Annotated in this window: 12 protein-coding genes; 2 read left to right on the top strand and 10 right to left on the bottom strand. The window is 58.3% G+C overall.

Annotated elements, in window-relative coordinates; all coding sequences use genetic code 11:
• Window positions 1–5 precede the first annotated feature (5 nt).
• The 6 genes from BLU89_RS06330 to BLU89_RS06305 are packed head-to-tail and all read right to left on the bottom strand — an operon-like array spanning window position 6 to window position 5,933.
• Window positions 6–392 carry a Na+/H+ antiporter subunit G gene (locus BLU89_RS06330; RefSeq protein WP_074735354.1) on the bottom strand — a complete coding sequence of 129 codons (387 nt, stop codon included), beginning with the start codon at window positions 390–392 and terminating at the stop codon, window positions 6–8.
• A gap of 7 nt (window positions 393–399) precedes the next feature.
• Complete coding sequence (locus tag BLU89_RS06325) at window positions 400–669, bottom strand: K+/H+ antiporter subunit F (protein WP_074735352.1); 270 nt, start codon at window positions 667–669, stop codon at window positions 400–402.
• Window positions 666–1,163 carry a Na+/H+ antiporter subunit E gene (locus BLU89_RS06320; RefSeq protein ID WP_074736443.1) on the bottom strand — a complete coding sequence of 166 codons (498 nt, stop codon included), beginning with the start codon at window positions 1,161–1,163 and terminating at the stop codon, window positions 666–668. Before BLU89_RS06320 ends, BLU89_RS06325 begins: the two co-directional genes overlap by 4 nt.
• The gene (locus BLU89_RS06315; protein WP_074735351.1) at window positions 1,163–2,707 is read right to left on the bottom strand and encodes a monovalent cation/H+ antiporter subunit D; all 1,545 of its coding nucleotides are present in this window, start codon (window positions 2,705–2,707) and stop codon (window positions 1,163–1,165) included. The genes BLU89_RS06320 and BLU89_RS06315 overlap by 1 nt, the downstream gene beginning before the upstream one ends.
• Window positions 2,704–3,063, bottom strand: a complete 360-nt coding sequence (locus BLU89_RS06310; protein ID WP_074735349.1) for a Na+/H+ antiporter subunit C — start codon at window positions 3,061–3,063, stop codon at window positions 2,704–2,706. Before BLU89_RS06310 ends, BLU89_RS06315 begins: the two co-directional genes overlap by 4 nt.
• On the bottom strand, window positions 3,063–5,933 hold the full coding sequence (locus BLU89_RS06305) for a monovalent cation/H+ antiporter subunit A (protein WP_074736441.1): 2,871 nt from the start codon (window positions 5,931–5,933) through the stop codon (window positions 3,063–3,065). The genes BLU89_RS06310 and BLU89_RS06305 overlap by 1 nt, the downstream gene beginning before the upstream one ends.
• 211 nt (window positions 5,934–6,144) lie before the next feature.
• On the opposite strand from BLU89_RS06305, the gene BLU89_RS06300 reads away from it, so the two are divergent.
• Both BLU89_RS06300 and BLU89_RS06295 read left to right on the top strand, forming a co-directional pair.
• Window positions 6,145–6,615 carry a rhodanese-like domain-containing protein gene (locus tag BLU89_RS06300; protein WP_074735348.1) on the top strand — a complete coding sequence of 157 codons (471 nt, stop codon included), beginning with the start codon at window positions 6,145–6,147 and terminating at the stop codon, window positions 6,613–6,615.
• A complete protein-coding gene (locus BLU89_RS06295; RefSeq protein WP_074735346.1) occupies window positions 6,615–7,430 on the top strand; it encodes a CE1 family esterase in 816 nt (271 codons plus the stop codon). Before BLU89_RS06300 ends, BLU89_RS06295 begins: the two co-directional genes overlap by 1 nt.
• Here the strand turns inward: BLU89_RS06295 and mdoH are convergent, their stop codons facing one another.
• The 4 genes from mdoH to BLU89_RS06275 are packed head-to-tail and all read right to left on the bottom strand — an operon-like array spanning window position 7,431 to window position 13,416.
• Entirely contained in the window at window positions 7,431–9,302 is a 1,872-nt protein-coding gene (gene mdoH / locus BLU89_RS06290; RefSeq protein WP_074735345.1) for a glucans biosynthesis glucosyltransferase MdoH, read from the bottom strand.
• Window positions 9,299–10,798, bottom strand: coding sequence for an OpgD/OpgG family glucan biosynthesis protein (locus BLU89_RS06285; RefSeq protein WP_074735343.1), 1,500 nt, complete (start codon window positions 10,796–10,798; stop codon window positions 9,299–9,301). Before BLU89_RS06285 ends, mdoH begins: the two co-directional genes overlap by 4 nt.
• Window positions 10,795–12,012: an OpgC family protein gene (locus tag BLU89_RS06280; RefSeq protein WP_074735342.1), complete on the bottom strand. Its 1,218-nt coding sequence runs from the start codon at window positions 12,010–12,012 to the stop codon at window positions 10,795–10,797. The genes BLU89_RS06285 and BLU89_RS06280 overlap by 4 nt, the downstream gene beginning before the upstream one ends.
• 33 nt (window positions 12,013–12,045) lie before the next feature.
• The gene (locus BLU89_RS06275; protein ID WP_074735340.1) at window positions 12,046–13,416 is read right to left on the bottom strand and encodes a tetratricopeptide repeat protein; all 1,371 of its coding nucleotides are present in this window, start codon (window positions 13,414–13,416) and stop codon (window positions 12,046–12,048) included.
• Window positions 13,417–13,488 lie beyond the last annotated feature (72 nt).

The following is a 13,488-nucleotide window of genomic DNA, read 5'->3' as shown; positions in this document are numbered from 1 at the left end:
GGGGTTCAGTTCGCGCTGTGGTCCGGGACGTCCTCGACCTGCTCGACCGCATGGGTGGCCCAAAGCTCATCTTCTCCCGCATCCGGCAGATCGCTGGGTTTTTCATGACGATGAATGTGCCATTTGGCAATGAACAGGGCCGTGATTGGGGCTGTCAGGAACAAAAACAGCGTAATCAACAATTCGTGGAGTGAGAGTTTGCCCTCAATCAAGACCGAATGTGTGATCGACGCCAGCAACACGCCCCCAACGCCCAGAGTCGTCGCCTTGGTAGGGGCGTGCAGACGGGACATCGGATCTTTGAGCTTGATCATGCCGAACGATCCGACAAAGCCGAAGATGCCCGAGATAACGAGGAAGAAGGCGATGAGCAGTTCGAAGATGGATGTCATTTCGCCCTCACTCGATAATATTGCCGCGCAGCATGAAGCGCGCATAGGCCACGGTTGAGACGAAGCCGAGCATGGCAATGATCATGGCGGCCTCAAAGAAAATCTCGCTGCCCAGTTTCAGCCCGTAAAGGATCATCAGAGCGATGGTGTTGATTACCATCGTATCCAGCGCCAGAACGCGTGTGCCCACACCGTCAGCCGTGATGATCCGCCACAGGCACATCATGATCGCCGCGCCGAAACAGGCGAATGCAAAATATATCGCATATCCGATCATTCGAAAATCTCCTTGAGACGGCGCTCGTAGCGGCGTTTGATTTCATCCCGCACCTCTTCGGGATTCGGCGCGTCAAGGCAATGAACCAGCAGGTTATGCCCCTGCGCGGACAGGTCACAACTGACGGTTCCCGGCGTCATGGTGATGGTTCCGGCCAGAACGGTGATTGCTTCAGGCGTACGTAGTTCCAGCGGAACACAGACAAAGTTGGGCTGCCGGTCGGCATCGCGTTTGAACAAGATGATCCGTGCGACCGCGATATTGGCCATCACAATGTCCCAAAGCACCACTAACATGTACTCCATGACCATTGGCCAATTGCGCAGCTTGGGGCGGTCGGGCCAATAAGGTTGCGTGATGAATGGAATGATGATCCCCAACAACAAACCGAATACCAGCGAGTTCAAAGACGGCGAATTCGCCAGCAACATCCAGACCAGCGTCAGCAGAATGGTCAGGTGTGGGTGCGGGAATATCCGGTGCAGCAGCTTTATCATTCTTCCCTCCCTAACACGGCCGAGATGTAGATGTCGGGTGTAAACAGCTGCTCGGCAGTTTTGCTGGTGTATTCCAGCGCCGGGCCTGCAAACAACGTTAGCAGAACAAGGCCAAGAACCACGCCAAAGACAGAGGTGAACGCGAGGCCCGGATGTGGCTCAGGGGCAAACAGGGCGGTGTCGGCGACCTCTTCATCTGGTTCAGTCGGTGGGCAGACCTGAGCGTCATGACATTTCCAGAATATCAGCGACCCCGCACGGGCCAGTCCCACAATGGTCACGAATGATCCGATCAATATTACCGCCCAGATCGCACTGGCATCCGGCGCCCCGCGCGACGCATCCAGAACCAGAAGCTTGCCGACAAAACCCGAGAGCGGCGGCATCCCGGCCATCGCAATTGCGCCAACAAAGAACAGGGCCGAGATCAGGCCGCTTTGCGCCATCGGCGCCGTTGGGGCAATCACACCACCGCGACGCTCCATCACCATATCGGCCACCAAAAACAGCAGCGCTGTCGCTAGGGTCGAGTGGAAAATGTAATAGAGCGCGGCAGCGATTGCGACCTCGTTAAATAGCGAAATGGCAATCAGCAGCGTGCCCATCGAGGTGATGGCGCAAAAGGCAGCCATGCGTGCAATGTGTTGCGATCCCAGGATACCAATGGCACCAACCGCAAGTGTCACCAGGGCCGCTGGCTGTAACCACGCACCTACCAGCCCTTCGGTCACGGCGACATCCGGTCCGAAGGCGAGCGTATAGACCCGCAGGATTGAATAGGCACCGACCTTGGTCATGATTGCGAACAGGGCCGCCACCGGCAGCGGTGCGTTGGCATAGCTGGCAGGCAGCCAGAAATGCAGCGGCAGCACAGCGGCTTTGATGCAGAAGACCAACAGCAGCAATACCGCACCGACACGCAGCAGGGCGGTATCTTCGGGTGGAATTTCTGCCACGCGAACCGCCAGATCGGCCATATTGAGCGTGCCGGTCACGGAATAGATCGTTCCTAAGGCAAACAGGAACAGGGTCGAGCCCAGCAGGTTGTAGGTGACGTATTGCACACCGGCTTTCAGCCGAACTGCGCCACCGCCATGGGTCATCAGGCCATAGGATGCGATCAGCAGAACTTCGAAGAACACGAACAGGTTGAACGCATCTCCGGTCAGGAAAGCTCCGCACACGCCCATGAGTTGGAAATGGAACAGCGCGTGAAAATGCTTACCCCTGTCATCCCATCCCGATCCGATGGCATAGAGGACAATGGGCAGGGCCAGCAAAGCGGTCAACAGCACCATCATCGCCGACATCCGGTCCAGCACCAACACGATGCCGAATGGAGCAGGCCAATCGCCCAGCTCATAGACTTGGATTTCCCCGGTCGTGGCTTGCGCGGTAATGGTCAACGCGATGCCCAACAGCGCCATCACACCCGCAACTGAGAAAATGCGCTGCAGGTCCAGATGGTATCGCAGGACCATGATGATGAAGGGGGCCAGGATCGCGGGCAGGACGATTGGCGCAACGATCCAGTGGTTCATGCGTCTTCTCCCGGCGCGTCCACGCTGTCGCTTGCGCTCATATCGATATGATCATCCTTCGAGGACAGATAAGCCGAAAGTGCGATCATCACGATCACTGCGGTCATCCCGAACGAGATTACGATGGCCGTAAGTACCAGCGCCTGCGGCAGAGGGTCGGTGTAGGGCACGTCCTCGTATTTGTTCAAAACGGCTGGTGCATTCAGCGCCAACCGGCCGGTGGCGAACAGGAACACGTTCACGGCATAGGTCAGCAATGACAGGCCAAGAATCACGGGGAACGTCCGTCGACGCAAGATCAGGAATATCCCGGCGGCGGTCATGACGCCTACGGCAGAGGCTACGAGCGCTTCCATCAGGCCTGCTCCTTCTCTTGTTCTTCTTCAGGAGGGTCGTCCCGCAGCGGGTTGATATCCATTGGGAATTCCTGCGCCATGCCCGGCTGCCAAGCAAAGCGCGACAAGCTGTCGAGCGCCAACATCACAGCGCCCAGTACGGCGAGGAAAACGCCTGTGTCGAACAGAATGGCGGTTGCCCATTCGAACTCTTCCAACGGGGGCCAGTGGATATAGCCGAAATCGCTGGTCAGGAACGGACGATCGTTGAACCATGCTCCCAGACCGGTGGCTGCGGCAATCAGGACGCCCCAACCGATGGTGCCATGATAATAGAACCGCTGTCGTTCGATGGCCCAGGTGTACCCGCTTGCCATGTATTGCATCAGATAGGCGATGGCCACGATCAAACCGGCGATGAAGCCGCCGCCGGGCTGGTTATGACCGCGGAAGAAGATGTAGGCGCCGACCATCAGAGCAATCGGCATCATCACCCGCGTGGCGACAACCATCATCAGCGGATGTGAGTCGCCCGACTGCGGCCAATGCGGTTTGCGGTTCAGCAGATAGCCGCGAACATTGGTGCTCAGGACCGCCTCGGTCAGGGCAAAGATGATCAATGCGGCAATGCCCAGCACGATAATCTCGCCAAAGGTATCAAAACCCCGGAAGTCGACGAGGATCACATTGACCACATTGGTGCCGCCGCCGCCTTTGTACGAGGTCGCCAAATGAAAATCCGAGATGGTCGGGAAGGCAAAGTCCCGCATCATCAGCGCATAGATCAATGCGCCCGAGCCGATCCCGGCAACAACGGAAATCGCAGCATCCCGCCAACGGCGCGGCGCGCTGCTGTCCCACGGCGTTTCGGTCGGCAAAAAGTTCAGCGACAGCAACAGCAGGATCATCGTCACCACCTCGACCGAAATCTGGGTCAGTGCCAGATCGGGGGCTGAGAGATAGTTGAAGGCCATCGAAACGATCAGGCCGACGACGCCTATCAGCACCAGTGACAGCAGACGGTTGCGGTGGAACCACATGATCGCAAGCGTTGCGCCCACCAGACAGATCCAACCAATGATTGGAATAGGCTGCGCTGGCAGAGGAATGCGCGTTTCGACGCCAATCGTACCCGTGGCGTAGGCGTAGTAACCAAGCCCGACGGTGAAGGTAATCAGGATGATCGCATAGCGGCTGATTACACCGTTGTGCAATTCATCGGTGATCCTGCGGCTGAGGCGGGTCAGGCCGCCGATGATTGCGTCGAAGATTGTTTTCGCCTCAGGGCGGGGTAGGGCATTCCAAAGGTTCTCACCGCGTTTGTGCAGCGACAACAGGAACAAGCCGCCCAGCGTCGCCACAGCAGACATATAAAGCGCTGGTGTAAAGCCGTGCCAAAGCTTTAGCGAATAATAGGGCAGCTTTTCACCCCCGATCACGGCGCTTGAAACAACGGCAACAAGCGGGCCAACAATGGCAGCCGAGTAGAGGCCGATCACAACAACCAACACCACAAGGAACGCCGGGGCCAGCCACAGGCCGACGGGTGGGTCATGTGGGTGTGCGGGATAGTCATCGCGTTCGGGGCCGAGGAAGACATGCGCGACAAAGCGGAAAGAATAGGCGGCGGAAAACAGCGCCGCCAACAGCGCCAGGCCGGGAACCAGATAATGCGAGTGCAGCCAAGTGGTGTGAACCGTCTCCTCAAGCATCATCTCTTTTGACAGGAAACCGTTCAGCGGAGGTAGGCCGGCCATCGACAGTGCAGCAATAGTGCCAATGGTAAAAGTGATTGGCATCAGATGGCGCAACCCGCCCAGCCGTTTTACATCCCGTGTGCCAGTTTCGTGATCGATTATCCCGGCAGTCATGAACAGGGCTGCCTTGAACGTGGCATGGTTGATGATGTGAAAAATGGCCGCGACGGCTGCGATCTTAGTGCCAAAGCCCAGCAACATGGTCACCAGACCAAGGTGGGAGACGGTCGAAAACGCGAGCAGAGCTTTGAGGTCATCCTTGAACAATGCGATTACGGCGCCGAGTAGCATGGTAATCAGCCCGGTTGTTGCGACGATGTAGAACCACGCATCGGTCCCCGCTAGAACCGGCCACATTCGCGCCATCAGGAACAGGCCAGCCTTCACCATCGTGGCCGAGTGCAGGTAGGCTGAAACCGGCGTCGGTGCAGCCATGGCGTGGGGCAGCCAGAAGTGAAACGGAAACTGCGCCGACTTGGTGAAACAGCCAAGCAGGATAAGGATCAACGCAGGCAAGTAATAGGGCGATGCTTGGATCAGTTCTTTGTTCTGAAGGATCACGCTGAGGTCGTAAGAGCCGACGATATTACCCAGAATCAGCATCCCGGCGATCATCGCCAATCCGCCTGAGCCGGTCACTGCCAGCGCCATGCGTGCGCCTTGACGTCCTTCGGGCAGATGCCTCCAATATCCGATCAGTAGGAATGAGCTTAGGGATGTAAGTTCCCAAAAAATAAGCAGAAGAAGGATATTATCAGATAGAACGATTCCGACCATCGCGCCCTGAAACAGCAGCAGGTAGGTATAAAACTGCCCCATCGGATCTTCACGCGATAGATAGAATCGCGCATATAGAATGATCAGAAGACCAATGCCCAGAATGAGCAGCGCGAACAGGAATCCCAACCCGTCGAGCATGAAATTCGCGTTCAGTCCCAGCCCCGGTATCCAATCGAACCGCGCCGTCACTACGTCTCCGCGCATAACGCTGGGGATGTGTATCAACAGCCCCATAAGGGCCAGGAACGTGGTCAACCCTGCCGCGGATGCCGCTGCGTTTCGTCCTGCCCGGATCAAGAGGGCTGGAAACACAGCTCCGAGAAAGGGAAGGGCCGCGATAAGGAATAGGGACAAGTGCGATACTCCGGTCTGGGCGGTCAAGCTAGTCCCGATTTTGTAAGGAAAAATCACCAACTGTCCAGCGATTGGACCATTTTTTGCCGGCGATTGCTGTCATGGCGCAGAATGTAGCACGATGACATGATCTTGAACATGTGTCGCAAACAGAGCCGCGAATTGGGGACCAGGCTATGATATGGCCTGAGAAGACAATAGGAGGCACAGAGTGGCAGAACAGGGCAACAGAACCCGCCGGTGGGTATTGCTCGGGGTAGGGGGGGCCGTAGCTGGGGGATTTGCCATACGGGAATATCGGCTGATTCCGCAGGATTATGCGGGCGACCAGATATCGGTTTCCAGTGCGCACAGGTTGGCGCAAGAAGGTGCAGTCTATCTGGTTGATATTCGAACGCCGCGCGAATGGCGGGCGACGGGCGTTGGGGACGGGGCGTATCCCATCGACATGCGCCGGGATGATTTTGTACAGGCGCTGGATCGATTGACTGGCGGAAACCGCGCCGCAGCCGTGGCGCTGATCTGTGCGCGCGGCGTGCGTTCGGCCCGGTTGAGCAACCAACTGACCGAGGCTGGATTCACACACATTATTGATGTTTCCGAAGGGATGTTGGGCTCTGCCGCGGGGCCCGGCTGGGTACGGGCTGGTCTGCCTGTCAACGACTACAATGAGGGTGCGTGATGCGTGTGAAACTCTGTTTGGCTTTGGGATTGGCGTTTGTGGGGCAGACCGTACTTGCCGCGTGCGGCGGCGAAGAGGGGATGTGTGAGACCGAGACGGGGCAGTATCAGATCGAGCTACCCGCGGCTGCAAATCCACCGCTTGTGGTATTTATGCACGGATATGGTGGCAGCGGGACAGGCACGCTCGGGAACAGGTCGATGGTCGAGCCGCTCCTCGAACGTGGCTATGCCGTGATGGCCCCGGAAGGGGCCGAGCGGAACGGGCGCCAGAGCTGGAACTTTTTCCCCGGCTGGGAAGGTCGTGACGAAGCGGCCTTTCTGACCGAGGTGGTGCAAGACGCCGCCGAGCGTTTTGGCGTTGATCCCGACCGCGTTGTGCTAAGCGGATTCTCGGCGGGCGCGTTCATGGTCTATTACCTCGCCTGTGCCGCGCCGGATACGTTCTCGGCTTATGCGCCGGTCTCGGGCGGGTTCTGGAGGCCACATCCGCAGACATGCGAAGGGCCTGTGCGCCTGTTCCACACTCATGGCTGGATTGACAATGTGGTCCCGTTGGAGGGGCGTATTCTGGGCGGTGGTCGGTTCCATCAGGGGGATATTTTTGCTGGTTTGGAAATCTGGCGGATTGCCAATGAATGTGCTGACACCAAGCCCAGCGGATTTTCGACCTCGGGCCAATTCATGCGCCGGAACTGGATGGGATGTGCCGAAGGCAGCGCGCTGGAATTTGCTCTGTTTCCGGGTGGGCATACGGTCCCGAAAGGCTGGGCCGATATGATGTTGGATTGGTACGAGGGCCTGCCCGGCGGTTGATTATTCCGCCGGTGTGACGACACCCTTGCCTTCGATCAGACGCTTGAGTTCATTGCGGTAATGCCGGGCCGAGCGGGTGATGGCGGGCTCGCTGACATCTTCACGCATACCAATCATGCGACGCGCGGTGCCTGCAGATACGCCGCTGAGCGCAGAAAGCGGAATCGCCAGCGCAAGGCTGATTGCGATCGGAGCCAGCCAGACAGACACCAGACCAGCAAGGATACCAACGGTTAATGCAACACCACTGACGGTTTCCAGTGCGTGGCACAAGATCAGTGTGCGCAAGCCATAGTTGCCTCCGTCACGTGCCTGCGGAGACCAACCCTTCTGAATGCCCAGAGTGGTGCGAAAAACTGCGATCATCTGCTGCACCATCAGGATCGGGGCGTAGAGAATCGACAAGACAACCTCGGACAGGAACGAAGTGAAGAACTTCCGCCTGCCGCCGAAATCGGAATAGCGCACACCGCTGAGGGGCAGGGCGATCACACCCAGAACCTTGGGGGCCAACAGCATCGCATACATCACCAGAATGATTAGCACATGGCGTGTTTCGGACATCTCAGGCCATTGTGGGAACAGTGGGTTGTCCGGGCTGAAATAATGCAGGACCGAGGCCTCTTTGCCTTGGCCGATCAAAGCCCACATCAGCAGGAGTGCAAACCATAGGGGCGACATCAGATAGCCGACCGCGCCGTGGAACATGTGAAAACGCGAGACCGCACGGAATCCGGTTGAGCCCAGCAGTTTCAGGTGTTGCAAGTTGCCCTGACACCAGCGGCGATCGCGCATTGCGTGGTCAATGAGTGTGGGGGGTGTTTCTTCATACGATCCACGGATGCGCGGCAAAAAGCGTACGGCCCATCCGGCGCGACGCAGCAGACCGGCTTCGACGAAATCGTGGCTCATGATCAGCTTGTCCTGACCATTGAGAGACCGCAGCTTGGGCAGACCTGCGCTAGTGGCAAACGCACGGGTCCGAATGATGGCGTTATGCCCCCAGTAGTTACCTTCTTGCCCGCACCACCGCGCAAGACCTTCGGCAAATGCGATGCCATAGACACCATTAGCAAACTGCTGCATTCGCGCAAAGACCGATTGCGCGCCGATCAGTTGCGGATAGCTCTGGATCAGACCTGCAGCTGGATCACGCGCCAGCGCATCAGTCAAACGGGTGATCGCGCGCCCGGTCATCAGGCTGTCGGCATCCAGTACCAGCATCGCATCCCAGTCGGCGCCCCAGCGGCTGACCCAATCTGCGATATTGCCGACCTTACGATCCGTGTTTTCAGGGCGGCGGCGGTAATAAAGTTCAAGTCCAGGTGCCAGCGTCGTCCGAAGCGCCTCGACGCTGGCCTGTTCCTGCGCGGCGATCTCGGGGTCGCGGGTGTCGGACAGGATGAACATGGCATAGTGATGCTGACCGCCGCGCTTCTGCAGGTCCTCAAGCATTGTGCGGGCATTGCCCAGCACGTTCCACGGCACCTCGTTATAGACCGGCGTCAGCAGCGCCACACGCAGCGGTTGCGCTCGGTCCTCACGTTTGGGCTGTTCCTGGCGTGACAGCGAGACCATGCCCAGCAGTACGGTGCAGACGGTGAAGGAAATCCAGAAGAAGTTGAACGAGATCAGCGTCAACAGGATACCTTCGACCAAATTGATTCCCGCAGCACTGAACCAATCGGACATGACCCAGAGCAGACCCAGCGTGGCCGCCATCGCCGGAGAAAAGGTCAGCGCGCGCCAGAACCCTGCAGAGGGTGGTTTGCCTTCTGCGGGTACCTGTGCGTCGCGGAATCCCTGCGCAAAGTTCTGCGCTGGCATCGCCAGTGGGGTCTCGGGCGGCATGATATGAAGATCGCGGGTCATGAAGTCCAACGGTAAAGCCAGACCTCAGAGGCTGGCTGTTTGTCTTTCAGCAATTGCGCACGCAGTTCCACGTGGGTCCGGTCAGCCGGTTCGAAAGAGAAGGCCAGCCGCAGGCCACCGGTGTCGGGATTGCGTTGCAACACGCCATCCGAGGTTTCTGCATGTGGCGAGCTGACAAAGATGGTCATTGCCTCGGGATCATCAAGCAAGTCGCTGGGTTCAAAATCGATCACGGCCAAACGGCCCTCACCAAAGGTGTTATCGCCCATCGCGGTGTTGATCACGCGTGCCATGGGGGTGCGTTGGGGTTCCTCGCCCCAGATCAGGCGATAGGACAGGTCGATCTGGCTGCCTGCGGCGTAAGGCTCCATCGGGCGCCAATAGGCGACGATGTTGTCATAAATCTCTTGATCCGCCGGGATTTCCACCAGCGTGACAGTGCCTTTGCCCCAATCGCCATTCGGCTCGACCCACAGGCCGGGGCGCTTGTGATAATTGGCCTCAAGATCGGCGTAGTCCGAGAACTCGCGTTTGCGCTGCATCAGGCCAAAGCCGCGCGGGTTCGTATCCACGAAGGACGAGATTTGCAGACGGGTTGGATTTGCCAGCGGCCGCCACAGAACCTCTCCGGCACCATTACGGATCAACAATCCGTGGCTGTCATGAACGGCGGGGCGGAAATCGTCGAACCGGCTGTGGTTGGTCTGGTCGAACAGGAACATCGACGTTCCGGGCGCGATGCCGACATGGGGCAGTTCGGTGCGCGGGAAGAGCGTCGCTTCGATATCCATCACACAATCCGCACCGGCGGTGACATTGAACTGGTAGGCACCAGTGACGCTGGGGCTGTCCATCAGCGCATGAACGACCATGTTGCGTTGGCCCGGTTTGGGGCGCTCCAGCCAGAAACGGACAAATTCGGGGAATTCCTCGCCATCCGGATCGCCAGTTTTCAGCGCCAGACCTCGGGCTGACAGGCCATAGACCTCGTGCAAGCCGATGGCGCGGAAATAGCTGGCTCCTTGCCAGACGCAGAACTCATCCGTTTCGCCGGGGCGGTGCATCTCGGTGCGCAGGCGCAGGCCCGAGAAGCCGAGCGTGTCGTCGATGGGCAGCTCGGGTACGTCGTCGGACTTGTTGAACATGGCCAGATCGAATGTAACCGGCTTTGTCATCCCGTCCTCGACGGTCGAGACCTTAACGGTGCGCGGGAAGTATAGACCCGGGGAGAAGAAATCGACGTTATAGGGCGTTTCGGTCTCGTACCACAACGCGCGGTCCAGCCGGAACCGGATCGAACGGTATTGCTGATATGTAAGGTCCTGCCATTCCTGCGGAACCATCTCACGCTCGGCATAATCGCGGCTGGCCAAATCACGGGCCATGGCGATGACGTCGTCTCGACTGAACGGAGTCTCTCCTCCTGTGGCGTATGCAGCTGGGGCGAGGGCCAACGCTGTTGATGAAGCAAGAAATGCGCGACGAGTAAAATTCATTTCTTCGATTTCCAAGGTTGAGACTTGAACCAGGCGGCCAGATAAGCCACGCCGATGATCATGGCAAAGCCAATCATGTTGGCGATGAACACACTGGCAACATCCCGCCCACTCAGGTCCAGTCCGACGCCGATAAGTCGCGCTGCTGCCATGGAAGATACGAACACCGCAAGCGATTGCTGACCCACTTTGGTAATGACGGTCAGCAGGAACTGCCAAAATTTTGCGGCTGCGCCATGGCCGGTCGCGATAAGGCGATGCCCATGTTCGCCAGCGACAACCCAACCCAGATAGGCAAGTGACAGGAAGTGCAGGTAGCGGAACAGGCCAAAATCGGTCTTATTGCGGAACTCTTTGGTGACCGGCCAAACTTTGCGGATTTCGTCAGCCAAATCGGGGGCCGCTGTATTGATCCATGTGAACACCTTCCACGAGCCGAACGGCATCGAGAAGATCAGGAACAGCGCCGCAGCCCAGATCAGGGTTTTCGACACCGGTGGCGCCGGAATCCAGCCGCGCATGAACGCAAAACCGGTAAAGAACAGCAATTGCCACCCGAATGGGTTGAAAAACCACTGACGGTCTGACCAAGGTTCGGCCGGTAGGTCCAGGTAGTCGAATTGTGCAATGAGCCAGATCGTGACCGAGGCCACGGCGACCGCCCAGAATCCGATACGATATATCCCCATGAACAGTGGCATCATCGCAAGAACCACCAGATACATCGGCAGGATGTCAAAGTAGTTCGGCACATAGGTCAGGGTAAACAGCCCAACCATCTGTGACGCCGGGTCGTTGAAGAAATGCTGTAGATTTAGGGAGGAGATATAGTTTTTCTCGAACAGCCCACTCTGGTTCAGGGCCGCCATTGTCATGGCGACAAAGAAGAACAGGCAGATATGTGCCCAGTAGACCTGCCAGATGCGAAAGCTCACGCGGGCGGTGCCCATCCACCAGCCTTTGCGCATAAACGCCCCGCCAAATGCAATTGCCGAAGCCATGCCGGAGCAGAACACGAAGATCTCGGTTGCGTCCGAGAATCCAAACCGGGCGGGAATCCATTTGGCCCAGGGATCGTTCGGGATATGGGCAATCAGAATGATGAACATCGCGATGCCGCGATAGAAATCCAGACGCGGATCGCGCGTGCGGGCAGGGGCAGCGGTCTGAGACGCCACCGGAGCAAAATCAGAAGCGGGCGATGCGGTCGCCATACGGTTTCTGTCCTTCTTGGTCTTTTTTTGTTGTTATTCGGCAGGGACGCTTTGTGCGTCGCCGCTGTCGCGTGCGGCCTCGATCAATTCGCGGCGGGCGAGGGCGTAATTGTCCTCACCCCCGGCACGTTTGGCGCGGCGGTCGTCCAGGATGCGCTCGACAGCATCCAGTCGGCCGGCGCGCAGGCCGGAATCAATGGTGATGCGTTCGAATACATCACGTTGGGCGTGGCTGCCACCCGCCAGCTGCATCCCACCCCGGGCATTTGAAAGATAATCAAAGGCTTGACCGTAAAGACCCTCTCCAAAGGCCTCAAGCCCCTTGGCGGCGGCAATGCCCGGGTCGGACATGCGGATTGGCGTGTCGCCCTGATTGCGCTGGGCGTCATTCTGAATCCGCTGCAGCATGTTGGCCGTGGCGTCCGAACGATTGTCGCCGGTCAGCGCCAGCAGATAATGCAGGTCGGCGAAGATCAAGCATCCGTCTTCGGTGCGGGCAGCGCTGAGATCGGCCAGTTCTTCCCAACGGTTGCCTACGTCGACGCCCTCAAGCTCAAGCCGCGACAAAAGCGAGGTGGCGTTCGAGATATCTCGGTAATCGTCGGTTTTGTCCTGACGGATGTGGTGATCGTAAAGCGCCATCACCTGATCGACCTGTCCCAGATCCAGATGCATCAGCGCTTTGTGCCACCAGACGTGATAGCGGAAGTTGTTGCAATGCGCCCAGGCATCCTCGCGCCCCGCCAGCCAGTCCAGACCCAGCTGCGCGTTTCCGGTCATCTCGTGCACGTGCGCCACGGCGTGCAGCCCCCAGGCGTCGTCCGAGACCATCCACAATGCCTGACGACCGGCAATCTCCGCTTTTTCGTAAGCGCCCGTTTCCTCCAGCGCGAAAGAGTGACATCCCAGCAGGTAACCGCGTCCGGCATGGTCGGGTTCGTAGGCCGGCATCACCCGCTCAATCGACCGACGCATCCCCTGCGAATCGCCCAGAACGAACCGGGTCGCATGGCTGAGTTTCATGGCCAGCGTATCCGTCGGGTGCGCCCGCAGAATCTCTTCAAATTTCTGAATGGCCTGTGAGGGAAGGTCGGCCATATACAAACCCAGTGCCTCGACATACAGCCTTTCCCGGGCTGAAACCGGCTGGCGCTCCATCGCTGTATTGGCCGCGCTCAATGCTTCGGCTGCGACTGCGATCATTTCGCGCCGACCCAGCAGAACCATGAACAGCCCTTTGACCGCATGACCCAGTGCAAAGTCCGGCTCAAGCTCCAGCACCTTGCCCAGATGTTGCGGTGTGACAGCGGCATGCGCCATGAACCCGAGGAGAACACCATCCCATGCCTCGACGCTTGCGGGCTGGTTCAGGGTGTTCATCTGTCCAAAGACGTCTTGTTTCATACTCGGGTCCAATCTGATTGCGGTATTCTACATTGTTCGATGTAGCAGAGTGTGCAGGCGGGTCGTAACAGT

The organism is Ruegeria halocynthiae (genome assembly GCF_900106805.1).
In the GTDB taxonomy this organism is placed as follows: Bacteria; Pseudomonadota; Alphaproteobacteria; order Rhodobacterales; family Rhodobacteraceae; genus Ruegeria; species Ruegeria halocynthiae.
The sequence above is the reverse complement of the archived record's forward strand: the minus strand, read 5'-3'. Positions and strand labels throughout refer to the sequence as shown.

Excerpts from the sequence above, each read along its gene's own strand:
- BLU89_RS06325 (WP_074735352.1), bottom strand. The coding sequence starts at position 669 with ATGATCGGATATGCGATATATTTTGCATTCGCCTGTTTCGGCGCGGCG.
- BLU89_RS06280 (WP_074735342.1), bottom strand. The coding sequence starts at position 12,012 with ATGGCGACCGCATCGCCCGCTTCTGATTTTGCTCCGGTGGCGTCTCAG.
- BLU89_RS06275 (WP_074735340.1), bottom strand. The coding sequence starts at position 13,416 with ATGAAACAAGACGTCTTTGGACAGATGAACACCCTGAACCAGCCCGCA.
- BLU89_RS06310 (WP_074735349.1), bottom strand. The coding sequence starts at position 3,063 with ATGGAAGCGCTCGTAGCCTCTGCCGTAGGCGTCATGACCGCCGCCGGG.
- BLU89_RS06295 (WP_074735346.1), top strand. The coding sequence starts at position 6,615 with ATGCGTGTGAAACTCTGTTTGGCTTTGGGATTGGCGTTTGTGGGGCAG.
- mdoH (WP_074735345.1), bottom strand. The coding sequence starts at position 9,302 with ATGACCCGCGATCTTCATATCATGCCGCCCGAGACCCCACTGGCGATG.
- BLU89_RS06315 (WP_074735351.1), bottom strand. The coding sequence starts at position 2,707 with ATGAACCACTGGATCGTTGCGCCAATCGTCCTGCCCGCGATCCTGGCC.
- BLU89_RS06330 (WP_074735354.1), bottom strand. The coding sequence starts at position 392 with ATGACATCCATCTTCGAACTGCTCATCGCCTTCTTCCTCGTTATCTCG.
- BLU89_RS06285 (WP_074735343.1), bottom strand. The coding sequence starts at position 10,798 with ATGAATTTTACTCGTCGCGCATTTCTTGCTTCATCAACAGCGTTGGCC.